Source organism: Arthrobacter silviterrae, assembly GCF_011045165.1.
Lineage (GTDB): Bacteria > Actinomycetota > Actinomycetes > Actinomycetales > Micrococcaceae > Specibacter > Specibacter silviterrae.
Genome location: NZ_JAAKZI010000025.1, coordinates 1 through 20,418, shown reverse-complemented (window position 1 = coordinate 20,418; position 20,418 = coordinate 1). Strand labels below are relative to the sequence as shown.

At 65.4% G+C, this 20,418-nt stretch carries 17 protein-coding genes; 7 read left to right on the top strand and 10 right to left on the bottom strand.

What is annotated here, in order from left to right:
- Positions 1–64: 64 nt before the first annotated feature.
- The gene (murJ, locus tag G6N77_RS13690) at positions 65–1,828 is read right to left on the bottom strand and encodes a murein biosynthesis integral membrane protein MurJ (protein WP_165182732.1); all 1,764 of its coding nucleotides are present in this window, start codon (positions 1,826–1,828) and stop codon (positions 65–67) included.
- A 121-nt stretch (positions 1,829–1,949) separates the two neighbouring features.
- Positions 1,950–2,489 (bottom strand): NUDIX hydrolase, encoded by a 540-nt coding sequence (locus tag G6N77_RS13685; RefSeq protein WP_205678281.1) that lies wholly within the window; start codon positions 2,487–2,489, stop codon positions 1,950–1,952.
- Between the two features lie 125 nt (positions 2,490–2,614).
- Between G6N77_RS13685 and G6N77_RS13680 the strand changes: the two genes are divergently transcribed.
- From G6N77_RS13680 to G6N77_RS13670, 3 genes are all read left to right on the top strand, one after another.
- On the top strand, positions 2,615–4,114 hold the full coding sequence (locus G6N77_RS13680) for a CCA tRNA nucleotidyltransferase (RefSeq protein WP_370875221.1): 1,500 nt from the start codon (positions 2,615–2,617) through the stop codon (positions 4,112–4,114).
- A gap of 96 nt (positions 4,115–4,210) precedes the next feature.
- Positions 4,211–4,810, top strand: a complete 600-nt coding sequence (locus G6N77_RS13675; RefSeq protein ID WP_370875269.1) for a histidine phosphatase family protein — start codon at positions 4,211–4,213, stop codon at positions 4,808–4,810.
- Positions 4,798–5,412 (top strand): PH domain-containing protein, encoded by a 615-nt coding sequence (locus tag G6N77_RS13670; protein ID WP_165182728.1) that lies wholly within the window; start codon positions 4,798–4,800, stop codon positions 5,410–5,412. The genes G6N77_RS13675 and G6N77_RS13670 overlap by 13 nt, the downstream gene beginning before the upstream one ends.
- 86 nt (positions 5,413–5,498) lie before the next feature.
- Here the strand turns inward: G6N77_RS13670 and G6N77_RS13665 are convergent, their stop codons facing one another.
- The 5 genes from G6N77_RS13665 to G6N77_RS13645 form a co-directional block, all read right to left on the bottom strand.
- On the bottom strand, positions 5,499–7,205 hold the full coding sequence (locus G6N77_RS13665) for an ABC transporter family substrate-binding protein (protein ID WP_165182727.1): 1,707 nt from the start codon (positions 7,203–7,205) through the stop codon (positions 5,499–5,501).
- Positions 7,206–7,263: 58 nt separating this feature from the next.
- On the bottom strand, positions 7,264–9,354 hold the full coding sequence (locus G6N77_RS13660) for an ABC transporter ATP-binding protein (protein ID WP_165182726.1): 2,091 nt from the start codon (positions 9,352–9,354) through the stop codon (positions 7,264–7,266).
- Positions 9,347–10,273, bottom strand: coding sequence for an ABC transporter permease (locus G6N77_RS13655; protein WP_240902156.1), 927 nt, complete (start codon positions 10,271–10,273; stop codon positions 9,347–9,349). Before G6N77_RS13655 ends, G6N77_RS13660 begins: the two co-directional genes overlap by 8 nt.
- 2 nt (positions 10,274–10,275) lie before the next feature.
- Positions 10,276–11,286: an ABC transporter permease gene (locus G6N77_RS13650; protein WP_306987205.1), complete on the bottom strand. Its 1,011-nt coding sequence runs from the start codon at positions 11,284–11,286 to the stop codon at positions 10,276–10,278.
- 897 nt (positions 11,287–12,183) lie between these two features.
- Positions 12,184–12,444, bottom strand: coding sequence for a hypothetical protein (locus G6N77_RS13645; protein ID WP_165182725.1), 261 nt, complete (start codon positions 12,442–12,444; stop codon positions 12,184–12,186).
- A gap of 173 nt (positions 12,445–12,617) precedes the next feature.
- On the opposite strand from G6N77_RS13645, the gene G6N77_RS13640 reads away from it, so the two are divergent.
- Genes G6N77_RS13640 through G6N77_RS13630 form a run of 3 tightly spaced genes read left to right on the top strand, consistent with a single transcriptional unit; the run spans position 12,618 to position 16,513 of the window.
- Positions 12,618–13,694: a LacI family DNA-binding transcriptional regulator gene (locus G6N77_RS13640; protein WP_165182724.1), complete on the top strand. Its 1,077-nt coding sequence runs from the start codon at positions 12,618–12,620 to the stop codon at positions 13,692–13,694.
- Positions 13,695–13,704: 10 nt separating this feature from the next.
- Positions 13,705–15,072, top strand: coding sequence for a hypothetical protein (locus G6N77_RS13635; RefSeq protein WP_165182723.1), 1,368 nt, complete (start codon positions 13,705–13,707; stop codon positions 15,070–15,072).
- A complete protein-coding gene (locus tag G6N77_RS13630; protein ID WP_165182722.1) occupies positions 15,065–16,513 on the top strand; it encodes a phytoene desaturase family protein in 1,449 nt (482 codons plus the stop codon). Before G6N77_RS13635 ends, G6N77_RS13630 begins: the two co-directional genes overlap by 8 nt.
- Here the strand turns inward: G6N77_RS13630 and G6N77_RS13625 are convergent.
- Positions 16,510–17,124 carry an NAD(P)-dependent oxidoreductase gene (locus tag G6N77_RS13625; RefSeq protein ID WP_165182721.1) on the bottom strand — a complete coding sequence of 205 codons (615 nt, stop codon included), beginning with the start codon at positions 17,122–17,124 and terminating at the stop codon, positions 16,510–16,512. The two genes, G6N77_RS13630 and G6N77_RS13625, sit on opposite strands and share 4 nt — an antisense overlap.
- 89 nt (positions 17,125–17,213) lie before the next feature.
- Here G6N77_RS13625 and G6N77_RS13620 point away from each other — a divergent pair, with 89 nt between their 5' ends.
- Positions 17,214–17,609 (top strand): winged helix-turn-helix transcriptional regulator, encoded by a 396-nt coding sequence (locus G6N77_RS13620; RefSeq protein ID WP_165182720.1) that lies wholly within the window; start codon positions 17,214–17,216, stop codon positions 17,607–17,609.
- 12 nt (positions 17,610–17,621) lie between these two features.
- Here the strand turns inward: G6N77_RS13620 and mmsB are convergent, their stop codons facing one another.
- Both mmsB and mmsA read right to left on the bottom strand, forming a co-directional pair.
- Positions 17,622–18,809 (bottom strand): multiple monosaccharide ABC transporter permease, encoded by a 1,188-nt coding sequence (gene mmsB, locus G6N77_RS13615; RefSeq protein WP_165182719.1) that lies wholly within the window; start codon positions 18,807–18,809, stop codon positions 17,622–17,624.
- Positions 18,806–20,326 carry a multiple monosaccharide ABC transporter ATP-binding protein gene (gene mmsA, locus G6N77_RS13610; RefSeq protein WP_205678286.1) on the bottom strand — a complete coding sequence of 507 codons (1,521 nt, stop codon included), beginning with the start codon at positions 20,324–20,326 and terminating at the stop codon, positions 18,806–18,808. Before mmsA ends, mmsB begins: the two co-directional genes overlap by 4 nt.
- Between the last annotated feature and the right edge of the window lie 92 nt (positions 20,327–20,418).

Genomic DNA, 20,418 nt, shown 5'->3' with positions numbered 1-20,418 from the left:
GAATTTCCCAACATGCCGTAATTGCACTGATTCTATAGGACCATGGCGTGAAAGCTGTGGACCGCTACCGGCGCCCCGGCAGCCGGGAAAGCAGTTTGGAGCGCAGGGGCGCCAGGATGTCGTCCAGCTCATGCACGTGCAGGAGCTTGAGCATCACCACATAGACAGCCGCCATGACACAGCCCACGGCCGCCAGCGTCACCACGGCGGCGGCGATGGAATGCCACATGAACCCCTGGGCGGACTGGCCGCCCAGCAGCATCAGCACGAATTCCCCGGCCAGCCCGGAAACCAGGGCGGCCGCCAGGAAACGCATGTGCGCCTGCAGGATCAGCCCGCCGCCATAGTCACCCAGGCGGGCGCGCAGGAACAGGTGGCTGACCACAGGTCCCATGATGTTGCTGACGGTGTAGCTGCAGGCAATGCCGTAAATGATGAACGGCGCCGGCAGCAGGGCTGCCAGCAGGGCCGTCCCGAGTCCGATGCAGACCATGATGCACTGGATGACGAAAGGGGTCTTGGCGTCCTCCTGGGCGTAAAGGACCCGGTTGAGGATGAAATTGATGCTGTAGGACGGTGCCCCGATGGCCAGGATGGCCAGCACAATGGCGATCTGGCGCCCTGCAAACTCCTGGTTTCCGCCAAAAAGCATGCCGAACGGGCCGGAAAGCACAATGAGGGCCACGCCGGCAAAAACGGTGGCCACGCCCGTGGTGCGCAATGCGCGGGAGAGGGAGCTGCGCAGCCCGGAGAAGTCATGGGCGGCCGCGGCCCGTGCCATGGCCGTGAACATCACCGTGGCAATGGACAGGGCAATGATGGAGTGCGGCATGATGTAGAGTTCCACGGCGCGGTTCAAGGCGTAGACACCTGGAATGGCCGAGTCCGCGACGGTGCCGGAATCCGGCTTGCTGCCGGTGGGGATGGTGGCGATCTTGAGGATGAGGATAAAGCTCAGGTTGCCGATGACCATGGTGCCCATGGTCCAGCCGGCGATCCGGGCCGTGGCGCCCAGGCCCGTGCCGCGCCAGCCGAACTTGGGCCGCAGCCCCAGGCCGAGCCGCTGGACGGGAATCAGCAAGATCACCGACTGGACCACAATGCCCAGTGTTGCCGTGCCGGCCAGCAGCCAGCTCTGGCCCGCCGTCCAGTTGTCCACGGTGTGGGGTGTGCTGGCGGAACTGCCCGCCACTGCGATGAAAACCAGCAGGCCGGCAATGGCCACCACATTGTTGAGCACGGGCGCCCAGGCGTAGGCCTTGAAGGCGTTGTGGGCGTTGAGCACCTGGCCCAGCAGGGAGTAGAGGCCGTAAAAGAAGATCTGCGGCAGCAGGAACATGCCAAAGGTGATGGCCAGTTTCAACTGGCTGCCTGAATACGTGGTGGACAGCGAGGTGATCGGCGCCACCAGCACCACCACCAGGGCGGTAACGACGAACAGGCCGGTCACGCCCAGCGTCAGCAGCCGTGAAATGAAGTCGGTGCCCTTGTCCGGTTGTTTGCTGGCCTTGATGATCTGCGGGATCAGCACGGCATTGAACACGCCGCCGGCCAGCAGCATGAAGATCAGGTTCGGCAGGTAGTTCGAGCTTTCAAAGAGGTCGCCGACAGTGGTGCCGGCCACCGCGATGCCCAAAACTATGCCCTTGATAAAACCCAGGATGCGGGAGGCCAGCGTGCCCACGGCCATGGAGGCGCTGGAACGGGCGGCCTGCGCCTGCGTTTGCGGCTGGCCGGCGCCGCGGGTGTTCGCAGCCGCGCCCGCACCGCCAGCTTCCAGGCCGCCACCGAGGCCGCTGCGGCGTACCGGGGCGTTCGACGGCGGCATGCTGGGTTTGGGAGGGATTCTCACCCGATCTACGTTAGACATCATCCCCATCATCTCATTGGCACCCGGATGGGAGCTGCATGCCGGCAAGGCACCAAGGAGCGGCGGCGGGGATTGGCTGCTAGAAGTATTCGGGCAGCAAGTCCTGCGCCAGGTCGGTGATGCGGCGTTCGTTCGGGAAGGACAGTTTGAGCGCCAGCTCGGACAGGGGAACCCACGCGACGTCCACGGCCTCGTGGTCCGGATCATTGTCAATGGTCAGCTCGCCGCCGGTGGCCCGCAGCAGGAAGTGGTGGACTGTCTTGTGGACCCGGTGTCCGCTGACGGTAAACCAGTAGTCAATGCTGCCCAACGGGGCCAGGATGTCCCCGGCAATGCCGGTCTCCTCCTCGATCTCCCGAACAGCTGCCTCGGCGTAGTTCTCCACGCCTTCCGGATGGCCCTTCGGCAGGCACCATTCAAGGCGGCCGCCGCGGTTGATCCGGGCAATGATCGCCACCCGAAGGCCCGTGCCGTGCTGGTCGACCACCACACCGCCGGCGGAAATTTCCTCCACTGTGGGGAGCTGGCTGTTCGACCCCTGCATGGCGGGCGCGTTGTGGCTGCCCATTGCCGGTGGCAATGGGCCCCTTTTCGGCGCGCGCGGCACTGGGTGGACCATGCAGTCCACTCTAGCTATCTTTGGGCCGGGATGATGACAGGGCGGATCAGCCTGTTTGCTGTGCCGCCGCTTCGCCCCGACGGCTGGGACGGGGAAAAGTCTGGCATTCTTAAGGGACTATGGAAATGGTGCCAGATACCTCGAATTTAGACCCGGTCGTCCTTGAATTGGGCGGCCTCTTTGCCGATGCCGGCTACGAACTTTCCCTGGTGGGCGGGCCGGTCCGCGACCTGTTTCTGGGTCGCACGTCACCGGACCTGGACTTCACCACCAATGCCACGCCGGACCAGATCCTGGCCGTGGCCGCGAAGTGGGCGGATTCGCACTGGGAGATGGGGCGGGCGTTTGGCACCATCGGCTTCCGCAAGCGCAACCGCAACAAGGAGGTGCTGCTCATTGAGGTGACCACCTACCGGGCTGAGGCGTACGACCCCGAGTCGCGCAAGCCCGCCGTCGCCTTTGGCACGTCCCTGGAAGACGACCTTGCCCGCCGCGACTTCACCACCAATGCCATGGCCCTGCGCCTGCCCGGCCTGGAACTCGTGGACCCCCACGGGGGCGCCAGGGACCTGGCGGCCGGCCTGCTGCGGACCCCGGGTACGCCCGAACAGTCCTTCTCTGATGACCCGCTGCGCATGATGCGGGCCGCCCGCTTCGCCTCCCAACTGGGCCTTGGGCTGCACCCGTCCGTCCTGGCCGCCATGAAGGACATGGCCGGGCGCATCAGCATCATCTCCGCTGAACGGGTCCGCGATGAACTGGTCAAGCTGATTTGCGGGGCCCAGCCGCGCGCCGGCGTCGACATCCTGGTGGAGACAGGCCTGGCCGCCCTGGTGCTGCCCGAAGTGCCGGCCCTGAAGCTGGAGACCGACGAGCACCACCGACACAAGGATGTCTACCAGCACTCCCTGCAGGTCCTGGAGCAGGCTGCTGCCCTGGAAACCGGCCCGGACGGTCCGGTGCCCGGCCCGGACTTTGTGCTCCGTTTTGCCGCGCTGATGCACGACGTCGGCAAGCCCAAGACCCGCCGCTTTGAGCCGGGCGGGGCCGTGAGCTTCCGCCACCACGACCTGGCCGGAGCCAAGCTGACGGCAAAGCGCATGAAGGCGTTGCGCTTTGACAATGAGTCCATCAAGGCTGTTTCCCGCCTCGTGGAGCTGCACATGCGCTTCTACGGCTACGGGGACGCAGGCTGGACGGACTCGGCCGTCCGCCGCTACGTGGCAGACGCCGGACCCGTCCTGGAGCGCCTGCACCGCCTGACCCGTTCGGACGTGACCACCCGGAACCAGCGCAAGGCGGACAGGCTGTCCTTCGCCTACGACGACCTGGAGCAGCGGATTGCCGTGCTGGCCGCGCAGGAGGAGCTCGACGCCATCCGGCCGGACCTGGACGGCGGGGCCATCATGGCCATGCTGGGCCTGAAGCCGGGCCCTGTGGTGGGCAGGGCGTACAAGTTCCTGCTGGAACTGCGCATGGATGAAGGCCCGCAGTCGGCGGAGCAGGCGGAAGCTGCCCTGCACGCGTGGTGGGCGGGGCAGCCGGAGTCCCAACCCGACGCCCAAGCCGACGCCCAAGTCGACGCCGGACCCGCCGACCAGGACGCTCCCGCGGACGACGCCTGAGGCGCGAACCGCCTCCCAATCCCTTCAGCCCACCCAACAGAACAGGACCCCCGCATGAGCAGCTCAACTCCCGTTGAACCGGCAGGCTCCACCCCCCTGACCCACATTCCGGTCCCCGGAGGACCCAAGCTGTGGCTGCTGCGCCACGGCGAAACCGAGTGGTCCCGCAGCGGTCAGTACACGGGCCTGACGGACCTGCCGCTGACAGAGGTGGGCGAAGAACAGGCCCGCTCCGCCCGCGCAGCCCTGGCCGGCACAAGCTTTGACCTGGTGCTGACCTCGCCGCTGCAGCGAGCCAGCCGCACCGCCGAACTCGCGGGCTTCCCCGACGCGGAAGTGGAGCCCAATGCAGTTGAATGGGACTACGGCGACTACGAAGGCATCAACAGCGCCGTGGTGCGCGCGGAAAACCCCGGCTACCTGATCTGGGACAGCGGCGTGCCCAACGGCGAGACGCTGGACCAGGTGGCTGCGCGCGCGGACCTCATCGTGGCCCGGGCACGCGGACCCCTGCCGGACGGCACCATGCCGGCCAATGTGCTGCTGGTGGCCCACGGGCACTTCCTGCGCATCCTCACGGCGCGCTGGTTGGGGCTCGACGCCGGCCAGGGACGCCACTTTGCCCTCGGCACGGCCAAGGTGTGCACCCTGGGCTGGGACAAGAAGACGCCGGCCATCGAGCAATGGGGCCTGTAGCCGCCTCGCTGCACTCCACGCCCACCAGGGCCCTGGCCGTTGTGGCGTGGCTGTTTTGCGCCTTCTTCGCGCTCAACCTGCTGATGACCGGCACTCCGGCGGGCATCTGGCACTTCCTGCCCTGGCTGCTGCTGGTGGCTTGGGCGTTGTTTGTGCTCTTGTGGCGCCCACGGTTGGAGGTGCGGCAGGGCGGGCTCGCGGTGGTCAACCTGCTGCGCGAGCACACCGTTCCCTTCGGCGCGTTGCGGGCGGTGCGCGTGGCGCAAAACGTCAGCCTGGACACCGCGTCCGGGCGCATCGTGAGCTGGGGCGCGCCAGGCGCCGGAAAGCTGGGGCCGAAGATGCTCACCGGCACGGGTGGCGCCCGCACCATGGCTTCCTTGCCGTGCACCCAAGCGGCCGTCGAGGCGGCCTGGGACGCTTGGGAGCGGGCCCAGGCCGATGGGAAACACCTCGGGAAGCACGACGGCGGCGCTTCCTCCGCGGGTGGCTCCGCCTCCCAGCCCGGCCCGGAGCAGTCGGTGACCCGCCGCTGGAACGTGCCGGTCGCCGTCGTCGGTGTCCTGTTGCTGCTACTTTCCTTGGCGGGCACCGTCACCTGACTTAAATGGTTTCGTCCGGGCCCAGCCACCGGATGGCGGCCGGGCCCGGACGAAACCGCAGGGCCCTTTATCACGTACGGGTGTGGCTAGGCCTTCCAGCCCACCGTGGTCCAGTCGATGGACTGGAACTGTGCGGCACCGTAGTTGACCAGGCCGTTCTTCACGCCGAACGTGATGGGACGGGGGGTCAGCGGGATGACGGGGACGTAGGCAAAGATGGCCTTGTCGATCTCATTGGCCAGCACCAGGCGCTTGGCCGGGTCCAGTTCCGCATTGGCGGCAGCCCACATCTCGCCCAGCTTGGGGTCGGTTAGGCCCGTGTAGTTCTGGCCGCCTTCTGCGGGGTAGAAGATGGATTCTGCCGAAGAGATCGGGAACGCCGTCCCCTGCCAAGCGAAGCTCACCATCTCAAAGTTGGACTTGAGCACGTAGTCCGAGAAGAACTTGTCCGCAGGAACGGTGTTGTTCTTCAGCGTGATGCCCACGGCCTTGAGGTTGGCCTGGACTTGCTTGAAGGACTGCTCGGACACCGGGTTGTTGGCATCCAGGGTGTACGTCAGGACAAGTTCCTTGCCGTCCTTGGCGTAGACGCCGTCGGAGCCCTTGGCATAGCCGGCCTCCTTGAGGAGGGCAGCGGACTTGGCAACGTCGTAGCCAATGGCTGACGTGCCATTGTCCTGGTAGCCCTTCTGGCCGGGCATGAAGATGTAGCTGTTCATGTTGGTCACCGGGGCGCCAATGGGGCTGAGGCGGCTGGCGGACATGGTGTCGCGGTCAATGGCGTGGGCCACTGCCTGGCGGACCTTGACGTCGGCCAGCGGCCCCTTGGAACCGTTCAGGGTGATGTGGCTCCAGGTCACGCCGCCGGACTGCTGGACGGAGCCGTCGGTGCGCTTCTTGGCAGTGTCGTAGTTGTCCTTGCTGGTGCCGATGATCAGCGCGTCGATTTCCTTGTTGGCGTAGGCCTGGGCCAGGCCGTCCCGGGAAACGACCTTCATCAGGATCTTGTCCAGCTTCGGCTTTTCGCCCCACCACTTCGGGTTCGGGGTCAGCGTGACGATTTGCCCGTTGGTGTCCACGTTGGAAACCTCAAACGGACCGTTGGAGGGCATGGGCTTGGTCTTGTAGCCCGTGTTGAACGCCTTGGAGTCGGAGGCGATGGAGGCGGGCATGATGGAGCCCTCGCCGCCGAGAATGGAGGCCCAGTCGGCGTTTTTGTTCTTGAACGTGATCTTGAAGTTCTGGTCGGTGTCTTCCTTGGTGACCGAGGCAATGTCCTTGTAGACGTTGTCGGCGGCGATCTGGTAGGCCTTGTCCGCGCCGCTGTTGGCCTTGAAGGTGGCTTCAAAATCCTTGTAGGTCATGGGCGTTCCGTCTTGCCACACGGCCTTCGGGTTGAGCTTGACCTCAATGACCTGCGGGTCTTGGCTGACAACGCTGACATCGCTGGCGTAGTCCTTGTTGACCGCCCAGGTGCCATCCGCGTTGATCTTGACGGGACCGCCGGAGGTGGGATCAATGATCTGCCCGGCGGCGGCGTTGGCGCCGTCGGCCTGAAGCATGTTCCAGTTGTCAGGCAGCTGGTCCACGGCCAGGGTCAGCTGGCCGCCATTCTTGACGGCGGCGTAGTCGGCGGAAACCCAGGCCGTGGTGGGCAGGGTTGCCGTTTCGGAGGCGCCCTTGCTGTTGTTCACGCTGGGTTTGGCATTGCCGCCGCCGCCGGCACTGCAGCCCGTGACGGCGAGGGCCAGGGTTAGGACGCCGGCTCCCATCATCTTCTTGATGTGTTTCATTGTTTCCTCCATTGTGGTGTTCCCCAGCGGGTGACGGGGGCCGTGCTTCTTGAGATGGTCATGGTTGGCTCGTTGCGAGTGTCATGAGGTCGATGTGTTCGGAATGGTGGCAGGCCACGGAGCTGCCCTGGACCTGGCGCCGTGCCGGGTCCAGGGTGCGGCATTGTTCCTGGCCGTCCTGGTCCATGAGCTGGTACAGCGGGCACCGGGTGCGGAAGTTGCAGCCGGCAATGTCCTCCGTGGGGCTGGGCAGCTCGCCCTGGAGGATGATCCGCTGGCGGCTGCGCTCCAGGGTGGGGTCGGGGACCGGGACGGCGGACAGCAGCGCCCTGGTGTACGGATGCTGCGGATGGTCGAAGATTTCGCTCGACGGGCCGCTTTCCACAATCCGGCCCAGGTACATGACGGCCACATTGTCCGCGATCTGGCGGACCACGGCGAGGTCGTGGGCCACAAACAGGTAGGACAGCCCCAGTTTTTCCTGCAGGTCCTCGAGCAGGTTGATCACGCCCGCCTGGATGGAGACGTCAAGGGCTGAGACGGGCTCGTCCAGCACCACGATCTTGGGATCCGTGACCAGTGCCCGGGCGATGCCTATGCGCTGGCGCTGCCCGCCGGAGAATTCGTGCGGGTAGCGGGACGCCATGGACGGATCCAGCCCGACGAGCTCCATGACATCCCGCACCCTTCGGGACCGTTCCCTGGCCGGCACGGCGTGAACAGTAAGCGGCTCGGCAATGATGTCCTGGATGGGCAGGCGCGGATCCAGCGACGCCATGGGGTCCTGGAACACCACCTGGATGTCCTGGCGCAGTGTGCGGCGCTCCTTGGCGGACATGGTGGACACATCGCGGCCGTTCACGGTGACCTGGCCCGACTGCGGCTTGGCCAGCTCCAGGATTTCCATGATGGTGGTGGACTTGCCGCAACCGGATTCGCCCACCAGGCCCAGCGTTTGGCCTGACTTGATGTCAAAGCTGACGCCGTCCACGGCGCGCACCTTGCCAATGGAGTGCTTGAAGACGGAACCCTTGGTGAGGGGGAAGTGCCGCACCAGCTGGTCCACCGCCAGCACCGTCTTCGGCGCCACCTCGGCGCGTTCCTCCAGGGCAATGGGCGCCGGAACCGGGTACAGTGCGGCGCGGTTGAGCGCGCCCCCGGAAATCTCCTCCACGCGCAGGCACGCCGATGCATTGAGCGGGTTGCCGTCAATGCTGGTCAAGGGGGGTTCGGTGGTGCGGCAGGCGTCAATGGCCACGGGGCAGCGAGGGGCAAAGGGGCAGCCCGGGGCCAGGTTGCTGAGCTGTGGCGGGCGCCCCTCCAGCGGGACAAGCCGGGTGTGGCCGGCAGTGGCCAGGTTGGGCATGGAACGCAGCAGCCCAATGGTGTACGGCATGGTGGGGGCATGGAACACCTGGTCCACGGTGCCGGTTTCCACAATCCGGCCGGCATACATGACCGCGATTCTGTCGGCGTTGCCCGCCACCACGCCCAGGTCGTGGGTAATGAGCACCACGGCGGCGCCCGTGAGGTCCTTCGCCTTCTGCAGGACCTCCAGGATTTGCGCCTGAATGGTGACGTCCAGTGCAGTGGTCGGTTCATCGGCAATGATCAGGCGCGGGTTGTTGGCGATGGCGATCGCGATCATGGCGCGCTGCCGCATGCCGCCGGAGAATTCGTGCGGGAAGGACTGGGCCCGGCGCTCTGGATTGGGAATGCCCACGATCTTCAGCAGTTCCACGGCGCGGGCGTTGGCGGCCAGCTTGGACAGTGCCCTGTCGTGGAGCTGCAGGGCCTCGGCGATTTGGGCCCCGATGGTGTACACCGGGGTCAGCGCCGAGAGCGGGTCCTGAAAAATGATGGAGATGCCCTCACCGCGCAGCTTTGACAGTTCCCTGTCGCTGCGTCCCAGCAGCGAACGCCCCTCGAAGAGGATGTCGCCGCTGATTTGCGCGGAAGAGGGCAGCAGTCCCATGACGGCCAGCGAAGACACGGACTTGCCGGAGCCGGATTCGCCCACGATGCCCAGGAATTCGCCCTTGTCCACGTGGTAGTTGACGCCCCGGACGGCGGTGACGGAGCCGCCCGGCTGGGGAAAGGTGACCGACAGGTCACGGACCTCCAGGAGGTGGTTGCTTTGACTATTCACGGTTGACTCCGGAGGTTGGGTCCACGGCGTCGCGCAAGGCGTCGCCAACAAGGCTGGCGGAGAGCACCGTAAATACGAGGATGGCGGCCGGGAAGACAAACAGCCAGGGGCGGGTGGCGGCCGCGCTTTGGCCGGAGGCCAGCAGGGTGCCAAGGGAGACGTCCGGGGCCTGGATGCCGAAGCCGAAGAAGCTCAGGGTGGTTTCGCTGAGGATGGCCCCGCCCACGCCCAGGGTGGCGTCAATGATCAGCAGCGAGGAGACGTTGGGCAGCACGTGGCGGCGGATGATGGTCCAGGTGTCCACGCCCATGAACCGGGCCGCCTTGATGAAGTCGCGTTCACGCAGGGACTTGGTTTGCGCCCGTATCACCCGGGCCATGATCATCCAGCCGAAGCCCGCCAGCAGGAAGATCAACGCCACCCAGGACAGCGACTTGAAGATGGGGCTGAGCAGGATGAACAGGAACAGGCTGGGCAGGACCAGCAGGAGGTCGATGACCCAGACTATGGCCTTGTCCCACCAGCCGCCCACGTAACCGGCCACAGCCCCGACAACGCCCGCAATGATGGCTGCCAGGGGGCCCACCAGCAGCCCGATGATGAGCGACTTGCGCAGGCCGACAATGGTTTGGGCGTAAATGTCCTCGCCAATATCGCTGGTGCCAAACCAGTGCAGTGCCGTGGGGCTGGAACCCATGTTGAAAGTGTCCAGGTCAGAGGCGTTCCAGGCGTTGGGTGCCAGCCCAAAGATGGCCCACAAAACTATTGTGCCGAGACCGATGATGCCCACCCAAAAGCGCGGCGTGCTGCGCAGGCGGGAGAGGACAAGGCGGAAGCGGGAGACAGGCTTCGGGGACTGGATGACTTCGGGGTTCCCTGCTGCGGGGTCTGCAACGGGAATTTCGTCAAGCATGGACATGGCTACACCCTCACTCTCGGGTCAAGGGCGGCATAGACAACATCGGAAAGCGTTCCGGCGATCAGGATCAGCACGGCATTGAACAGCACGGCACCCGTGAAGGCGTTGATGTCGCTTTGGGTGATGGCGTTGACCAGCATCTCGCCCATGCCATGCCAGCTGAAGACCAGTTCAGTCACTGCAGCGCCGGCCAGCACTGTGGCGAAGGAATAGGCGAAGTAGGTGGACATGGGGATCAGTGCCACGCGGACGCCGTGCCGGACCAGGGCGGAGCCCCTGGTGCGGCCCTTGGAGCGGGCCGTGCGGATGTAGTCGGCGGAGAGTACGTCCAGCATGGCGCTGCGCTGGTACCGGGAATAGCCGGCGGCACCCATGAGGGCCAGGGAAATGGTGGGGAGCAGCAGGTGCGCGGCCCGGTCCCAGAACTGGACCCACCAGCCGCCGTCGAGCCCTGCCGTGTATTCGCCCGTGAAGTTGATGAGCTGCACGCCCAGGACGTTGTTGAGCAGGGTGGCCAGGATCATGAGCAGGATGCCCAGCACGAAGGACGGCGTGGCCAGGATGGTGAACGAGGCATAGGAAATGGCCTGGTCACTGAATTTGTACTGCCGCACCGCCCCCCACACGCCAATGGCCACGCCGACGATGGCGGCAATGATGGTGCCCAGAATGAGGAGGCGGAGGCTGGTGCCGGCCCGCGCCGTCATTTCGCTCACCACGGTGGTGTTGTGGATGGTGTCGCCCAGGGAGCCGTGGGTCACCAGGTTGACCACCCAGGTCCACAGCCGCTCGATGACGGGCGTGTGGGGGTTGACGCCCAGCCCGGTCAGGATGGAGTTGATGGTTTCATCCGAGGGCCGCGGGTTGCGGCCAAGATACCGCCCCGCCGGATTCAGGATGGTGCTCGCCAGGAGATAGGCGCTCAGGGTGGCAATGGCGGAGAGGATCGCGTAATTGATGAAGCGTTTTACTATGAAGCCGATCATGGGTTCAACCCCCACGGATCCGCGCATGGGGCATCGTTAAGACGATGCGCCATCCGCCGGTTGGGTCGGTGCAGTGGCAAAAAATCATCCTTAGTGCTGGTCTGTCACTACGGCCAGGGGTGGCGGCCGTGCGAAGCAGGGGTCGTTCGTTCCCTTGGGCGAAAATGGAAGCGAAGTCCCGTTCCCCCTTTATGGTGCCCAATGTACTCCAGGTCACAGCCGCCCGTGTGGCCGTGGGGTGTGGGAAGGCGGCCGAGGCATACCCGCCGGTAACTTATCTTTGCTCCAAACGGTGTTCAAACCCGCGGAATCCCGGGGGCCGGGCCAACGCGTTCCGGTGCCCGGTGCGGGCAGGAATGTAATGAAAGAGTTATCCGCCGCCTTGCGCGTGTCATGCCCTTCGGAGGTAGTGTCCCGCGCGCAGGCGGGGCGTCCGCTGGGCCAGGGGCCAGCTGTGAAATCGGCTTCCGGACGGGGCTGCAAATGGCCCGCAAGAAATATTTACATTAACTTTCCCCATGGGCTGGCCAATACCCCATGAAATGCTGTACGTTTACTATTAGTCCCGATGAGTTCACTTGGGATAACCGCTTTAGGTTAGGGCAGTGCTCAATGAAAGGAGGCCATGATGATCACCATTATTACGACCGGAGTCAATGATTCCCGGCCAGCCTCCGCGTGGCACGCGCTCAAGGCGTCGTAATCCCTTAAGGAGATTACGTACGCATCCGGGACGCTTTGCTGAGGCTTCCCGAGAACGGCCAATCCCGCTGAGGACCCACCCTGTCCCTGTCCGGACAACAGCCTGACGCGGCTCCGGCCTGGAATGGGGCGTTGCACCCGTCTGCGCCGCTTGGCCACCCTTCGGTTGATTCCGGAATCAATGCACAAAACAATTCGCGCTCTTTTGTGCTCTTGTAGCGCCTATTTTCGTGAGGAAACAATGGCTTTATTTGTTGCGCCAAAAAATAGTTTGTCCAATAGCTCATTAGTGGTGGAAAGGGGGTGTTTCAATTGAAGGAAAAGCGTTCTTTGCCGTCCGTCAGGAGAGTGTTCTTCGCCCCCGTGGACATGCAAAAGTTCAATGAGATGCGCGAGCAGCAGCAGCGGCAGATCCTCCGGATAGACCTGTTCAACATCCGGTAGGTGCCCGCCGTCCATGAGAGGAGGCCGCAGGATGACCATTACTCGTTCTGCCCACGTGACCCAGTACCCGCAGGGACAGCACATGCCGCCCCTGCCAGCGAGCAACAGCCCGCGCCGCCCGGCGCGGGCTGTTTGTTGTGCGCCGTGGGAATGTTTCTGTGAGAATTGGTTGAACTTGGGCTACCCTGCCTGGACCGGAGAAAAGGCTGATCATGGGTGAAAGCGTGAATCCGGGCTTGCGACCGCCCGTCATGGAAGACGTTGCCGCCAGGGCCGGCGTTTCCCACCAGACGGTTTCGCGGGTCATCAACAGCCTGCCCAACGTCAGTGAAAAGACACGCCAGCGCGTGGAAGCGGCCATCGTTGAACTCGGCTACCGCCGCAATACCGCCGCCCGGCAGCTGGTGACGCGGCGCTCGGAGACGTTGGGGGTGGTGGCGCACAGCATGGAGCAGTACGGCCCCTCCCACATTCTGCTGGGCATTCAGGAAGCCGCGCACGCCGCCGGATATGCCGTCAACTCGGTGGGCCAGGCGGATACCGGCGGAGCGGCCATCATTGAAACCATCGAATACCACCTTTCCCACCAGGTGGACGGGCTGGTGGTCATTGCCCCCAGGGAAGCCATTGTGCGTGCCATTGAACGGCTGAACCCGGGCGTGCCCATTGTGGTGATTGGTGACATTGGGTCCTCCGGAGTGCACAGCGTGGGCGTGGACCAGCAGCGCGGCGGGTGGCTTGCCACGCGGCATCTCATTGACCTGGGGCACCGCACCATCGCCCACATCATGGGTCCCACGGACTGGCTTGATGCCAAGGCCCGCCGCCGCGGCTGGGAGGGCGCCCTGGCCGATGCCGGGCTGGAGCCCGGGCCGCTGCTGGTGGGTGACTGGAGCGCCGAGTCAGGCTACGAGGCGGGCAGGAAACTTTTTGCAGGCAAGGGGTGCACGGCGGTGTTTGCCGGCAATGACCAGATGTCGCTGGGCCTGATGCGGGCAGCCCACGAGCTGGGCCTGCGAATTCCCGAGGACTTGAGCGTGGTGGGTTTCGACGACAACCCCGACTCCGGCTACTTCTTTCCGCCCCTGACCACCGTGCGCCAGGATTTTGCCGAGCTGGGCCGCCGTTGCGTGGGGATGATCCTGGATGGCATTGCCGGCAGCGATCCTCTGTTCTCTGTGCGGATCCAGTCGCAGCTGGTGCAGCGGGCCAGCACGGCCCCCCTGCCGCCCGCGGCAGTCACAGGTACCAGCGCAGCGATCGAGGGAGCAGAGGGGTCAAGCCGGTAGGCTCGTGTCCATGCAGGATTCACGGGCCGCGGGACCGTCGCAGGAAGATTCCATCGTTGTGCCCTCACGCAGCGATCCGTTGCTGGCGGCCATGGTTGAGTCTGTGGGCGGCCCCCTGGGCCGCCGCACGGAGCCCGGCCGGAGCCGCCCGGGCTTCTTCACGGTGGAACGGGTCCTGGTTATCATGGCGGCTGTCTCCGCGCTGCTTGCCGTGGTGGCCAAAAACCATTGCCGGGTGTCCGGTTGGACCACGCCTGACCAATACTCCACCGTGTGCTGGTCACAGTTTCCCAATTCCATTCCCACGGGCTGGCCCGGCTCATGGTTTCCCTTTGTCAGCACCGGCTCCACCTTTGACGGTTCGCCGGTGTCCGGCTTCGTGGCCGGTGTGGCCGCCTGGCTCACCGGTTTCGCCGGAACGGGCACGGCGCGAACACTGGCCTTCTTTGACGCCAACGCGGTGCTGGTTGCCGCGGTATGGATCTTTACCGTGGTGGTGGTGGCGCGCACGGCCGGCCGGCGGCCGTGGGATGGTGCCATGGTTGCGGCCAGCCCGCTGCTTTTGCTGACGGCCTTTGTCAGCTGGGATTTTTGGGCCGCAGCCCTGGTGGGCCTGGGCATCCTCCTCTTTGTCCGGCGCAACACGCTGTGGTCCGGGTTGGTGCTGGGGGTGGCGGCAATGGCCGCCCCGTACGCCATCCTGGTGCTCCTTGCCGTGCTGGTCCTGGGGATCCGGACCAGGCAGGCCACGGCGGCACTGGAGACGCTTGCCGCCGGGGTGGTGGGCTGGCTGCTGGTGCTGGCCCCTGTCATGGCGCTGGATGGTTCCGCCTGGCGGCAGTACATGGGCGGCTTCCTCAGCGGCACGGCCACCGAGTCCTCCATCTATGGCGGCTGGAACCTGCTGGCTGCCCGCATTGGCCTGCCCGGGCTCGACGGCGGCGCCGTCAACGGCCTGGCAGCCGCGCTCTTGGTGCTGGTGGTCCTTGGCGTGGTGGCGCTCGGCCTGTATTCACCTGCCCGCCCGAGCCTGGCGGAGCTCTCAGCCGTCGCGGTGGCGGGGCTTTTGGTGGTGGACAAATTTGCCCAGCCGTGGCATGCCGTCTGGCTGCTGCCCCTGCTGGCGCTGGCCCTGCCCCGCTGGCGGCCGGTGCTGCTGTGGCAGGCCGCGGTGGCCGTGCACTTCATTGCCCTGATGTTGTTCCAGAGCAAGGTCCTGGGCAACATCAGCGACCAGCACGCCATCGACACACCCTACTTCGTCCTGGCGTCGGCCCTGGCAGGTGCGGCCAGCTGCGCTTTGGCCGCGCTCCTGGTTCGCGGGCTGCTGCAGCCTCGCCATGGCCTGCCCCGTCGCGTTGGCGCCCGCCATGGTTGACGTGGCAGTGGTGGGTGCCGGGCCCAACGGCCTGGCCGCTGCGGTGACCATGGCCCGGGCTGGGCTGTCCGTTGCGCTGTACGAGGGCGGGGCCACCGTTGGCGGGGGGACCCGGACGGCGGAACTGACCCTTCCGGGCTTCCGCCATGACGTCTGCTCCGCCGTGCACCCCATGGCGCTTGCCTCGCCGTTCTTCCGGGCCTTTGGCCTGGCCGGGAGGATCGAGCTGCTGGTGCCGGAGATCTCCTACGGCCACCCGCTCGACGGCGGACGCGCGGGCGTGGCGTACCGAGACCTGGAGCGGACGGTTGATTCGCTGGGCGCGGACGGTCCCGCCTGGCGGCAGCTCATGCGGCCGCTGCTGGAGCGCCTGGACGGTGTCATTGACTTCACCCAGCACGGCCTGCTGAGGATTCCCAGGGATCCGCTGGCCGTGCTCCGCTTCGGGCTGCGCGCCGTGGAACAAGGCACGCCGGCGTGGCAGCTTCGTTTCCGGGAGGACGCCGCCCCGGCCATGCTGGCCGGCGTGGCGGCCCATGCAATCGGCAGGCTGCCCAGCCTGGCCACCGCTGGCGCGGGGCTGTTGTTGGGGGCGCTTGCACACGCTGGCGGATGGCCGGTGCCGCGGGGCGGTTCGCAGGCCATAGCGGACGCCATGGCCGCCGACTTCAGCGCCCACGGCGGAACCATTGAGTTGGATGCACCTGTCACGGACATCGCAGCACTCCGGGCGGAGACGGGAGCACGCGCCATAATTTGCGATCTCACGCCCAGGGCCCTGGCACAGCTTGCAGCCAAGGAATTGCCGGAGCGTTATATGCGCAAGCTGGCATCCTTCCGTTATGGTGCCGGAGTCTGCAAGGTGGACTTTGCGCTTTCCGGACCCGTGCCGTGGAGCAATGCGGAGCTGCTCCGTGCCCCCACCCTCCACCTGGGCGGTGCCCGCCGGGCCATCGCGACGGCGGAAAACGCCGTCCTCTCGGGCGGCAACCCACCGGACCCGTATGTGTTGGCGGTGCAGCCGGGGGTGCTGGATGCAACGCGGGCACCGCTTGGGTGCCACACCCTGTGGGCCTACACCCACGTGCCTGCCGGTTCCAGCCAGGACGCAACGGCAGCCGTCACGGCCCAGCTGGAACGGTTCGCCCCGGGCTTCCGGGACCTGGTGCTGGCCTCCCAAGCCTCCACCGCGCAGGACGTTGCCGCGCACAATCCCAATTACATTGGCGGCGACATCAGCTCCGGCGCCGTGACGCTGGGGCAGTTGCTCAAGCGCCCCGTGGTGGCCCGGGAGCCGTGGCGGACGCCGTCGCCCGGGCTGTACCTGGGCTCAGCCTCCACGCCGCCCGGCCCTGCCGTGCACGGGATGGGCGGCTGGCTCGCGGCACAGTCCGCCCTGCGCCACACCTTTGGGCTGCCGGCCCCCGACCTCCGGGCTTAGTTGGCCACCGTAAAGCGCTGCCGGAGGTGCTTGGGGGCCTCGAGTTCGTCCACCATGGCCACGGCAAAGTCCTGGGTGGAGATATGGTCCCCGGCGGGCGAATCGCTGCCCACCATATAGCTGCCCGTGCGCTGCCCGGGTGCAATTTCAGGGGCGGGAGCCAGGACGGTCCAGTTGACGTGTTCCGGCAGGGCCTTGATCGAGTCCAGCGCGGCGGCGGCGGTCAGCGCCTCCGCGCGGTAGGCGTCCGGGAAGCCCGGCAGGTCCAGCAGGCGCGTTCCGTCAACCGTCAAGGTGCCGGCGCCGCCCACCACGATGGTTCGCGTGCCGCCCACGTTCGCCAGGGCCGAGGCGGTGGCATCAAGCCACAGCTGGTGGTCCCCGCCGGTGCGGCTCGGCCCGGTGGCGAGCACGACGGCGTCGTGCGAGGTGGCAACCGAGGCGAGCGTGCCGGCGTCGGCCTGGTCGGCGGTCAGGACCGCGGCGGCGGGTGAGCCGGGGACTTCCCGGCCGGAACGGGAAATGGCGGTGACTTCGTGGCCGCGCCGCAGGGCCTCGGCCACGAGCTGCGAACCGACCATGCCGGTGGCTCCGTAAACTGCGATCTTCATGGGAACTCCTTGTATTGGTATCCAATGGGAACTGGTGGCACAATACTATTCAGAAGATACTGGGCATTACAAAGAAACTGGGTTACCAAATGGATACTAAAGCTGCCGGCCGGGTGGATTTTGTTGGCGACGTCATGGATCCGGCTTGTCCGTCGCGCGTGGTGTTTGCCCGGGTGGGGGACAAGTGGGCGTCGCTGGTCATCCAGGTGCTGGCGGAGGGGCCGCTTCGATTTTCCGAACTGCGGGCGCACGTCCAGGTGGTGACCCCGAAGGTGCTCACGCAGGTCCTGCGGGCCCTTGAGCGGGACGGGCTGGTCACGCGGACGGTCTTTGCGCAGGTGCCCCCGCGCGTGGACTATGAACTGACACCGCTGGGCCGAACCCTGCTGGGCCCGCTGTCGGAGCTCCGCCACTGGGCGGAGCACAATGTGGCGGCCATGCTGGCGGCCCGGGACGCCTACGACGACGCCCAGGACCGCCTCTAACCGCGGGCCGGGCTACTTGGTGGCAGCCTTGGCACGGCGCTTGTTGAACACGTCAAACGCGACGGCGGCCAGCAGCACCAGGCCCTTGATCAACTGCTGGTACTCGGTGCCCACCCCCATGATGGACATGCCGTTGTTGAGGATGCCGATGATCAGGCCGCCTATGATGGCGCCGACCACCGTGCCGATGCCGCCCGTTACGGCGGCCCCGCCGATGAACACGGCCGCGATGGCGTCAAGCTCGAAGCCGTCGCCGGCCTTGGGGTTTGCGAGGTTGAGCTGGGCGGTAAAGACCAGGCCGGCCAGCGCGGAGAGCACGCCCATGTTGATGAACAGCGTGAAGGAGACCCGCTTGGTGTTGACGCCGGACAGCTCGGCGGCGTGCATGTTCCCGCCAATTGCGTAGATGTGCCGGCCCCACACGGAGTTGGCCATGACGGCGGAGTAGCCCACCATGAGCACCCCCATCACGATGAGGACGATGGGCGTGCCGCGGTAGCTGGCCAGCAGGAAGGTGATGAGCAGGATCAGCCCCGCGGTGAACACCATCTTCAGGACAAACCAGGGGAGCGGCTCGTCTTCAAGGCCGTGCTTCTTGCGTGAGGCACGCTGCTTCATGTCGGAGAGAATCATTCCCGCCGTGGCCAGGACGCCCAGGATGACGGTGAGCGGCTCCAGCAAGGACGTGCCGCCGCCCAGATCGGGCAGAAAGCCGCTGCCCAGCGCCCTGAATTCGTCCGGGAACGGGGAAATCTGCTGGTTTTGCAGGGCGATCTGGGTCAGGCCACGGAAGGTGAGCATGCCGGCCAGGGTGACGATGAAGGACGGAATGCCGAAGTAGGCGATCCAGAAGCCCTGCCACATTCCCACCACCGCGCCCAGCACCAGGCAGGCAACGATGGCAAGCCACCAGGGCATGTGCCATTGGGTGATCATGACGCCGGACATGGCACCGACAAAGGCGACGACGGAACCTACGGAGAGGTCGATGTGTCCGGCGATGATGACCATCACCATGCCCACGGCCAGGATCAGGATGTAGCTGTTTTGGACAATGAGGTTGGAAACGTTGATGGGGGCCAGCGTGATGCCGTTGGTGGTGATCTGGAAGAAGATGATGATCACAATCAAGGCAATGAAGAGCCCGATCTGGCGGAGCTGGCCAGTCAGGTAATGCAGGGCGGAACTAACTGCGGTCATCGTGCGTCCTGGTCCTTTGCTTGGGTCATGAACTGCATGAGGTGTTCTGCCGTGGCCTCTTCCCGGGGAACGTTGGCCGTGATTTGGCCCTCCGCCAGGGTGTAGATCCGGTCGCAGATGCCCAGCAGTTCGGGCAGTTCTGAGGAAATGACGACGATGCCTTTGCCTTCGTCGGCGAGTTTGTTGATGATGGTGTAAATCTCGTACTTGGCGCCAACGTCAATGCCGCGGGTCGGTTCGTCAAGGATCAGCACGTCGGGGTTGGCGAACATCCACTTGGACAGGACCACTTTTTGCTGGTTTCCGCCCGAGAGCTTTCCGGTGATGGAGGCAACGTTGGGTGCCTTGATGTTCATGCTTTTCCGGTAGCCGTCTGCCACCAGGCGTTCCTTGTTGCTGTCCACCCAGCCCCAGCGCGATAGTTTGGACAGGGCCGCGCCGGAAACGTTGCGCATGATGTTGTCGAGCAGGTTCAGCCCGTAGTGCTTGCGGTCCTCGGTGGCGTACGCGATGCCGTGCTTGATGGCGGCGGAGACTGTGTTGGTCTGGATCTCAACGCCTTCCTTGTACACGCGGCCGCTGATTCGCGTTCCGTAGGCGTGCCCGAAGACGCTCATGGCCAGTTCGGTCCGCCCGGCCCCCATCAGGCCGGCAATGCCGACGATTTCACCGGCGTGGACGTTGAAGCTAACGTTCTTGACCACCTGACGGGTCTGGTCGACGGGGTGGTAAACCGACCAGTCCTCCACGCGCAGCAGCTCGGCGCCAAGGCGGGGGGTGTGCTCCGGGTAGCGGTTGTTCAGCTCCCGCCCCACCATCCCCTTGATGATGCGTTCTTCCGTGATTTCATCCGCGTGCATGTCAAGGGTTTCGATGGTGCGGCCGTCGCGGATGATGGTCACCTTGTCCGCCACGGCTTTGATCTCGTTGAGTTTGTGGCTGATCATGATGGCGGTTATGCCCTGGCCCTGGAGGTGCTTGATCAGCTTGAGCAGGTTGGCGGAGTCGCCGTCGTTCAGGGCCGCAGTCGGCTCGTCAAGGATCAGCAGCTTGACCTGCTTGGACAGCGCCTTGGCGATCTCCACCAATTGCTGCTTGCCCACGCCAAGGTCGGCAACCCTGGTGGTGGGGTGGTCATTCAGCCCCACGCGCGCCAGCAGCTTCGACGCTTCCAGGTTGGTCTTGTTCCAGTCCACGAAGCCGCGGGTGGAGAGCTCGTTTCCCAAGAAGATGTTTTCGGCGATGGACAGGAAGGGGCTCAGCGCAAGTTCCTGATGGATGATGACGATCCCGGCCGCCTCGGAGGACTTGATGTCCTTGAACTCGCACAGCTTGTCCTCAAAGTGGATTTCGCCGTCGTAGCTGCCGGCGGCGTAAACGCCTGACAGCACCTTCATGAGGGTGGATTTTCCAGCGCCGTTTTCACCGCAGATGGCGTGGACCTGGCCGCGCTCCACCTCCAGGGACACTTCCTGCAGGGCCTTGACTCCGGGGAATGTCTTGGTGATGGCACGCATGGAAAGGATGGTGGGTGTCACAGTCGTCCTTTGTTTTGCAGTGGTGTAACAGGTGGTTCGGTTGCCGGCGCCGTGGCGCCGCCCGGGTGGGC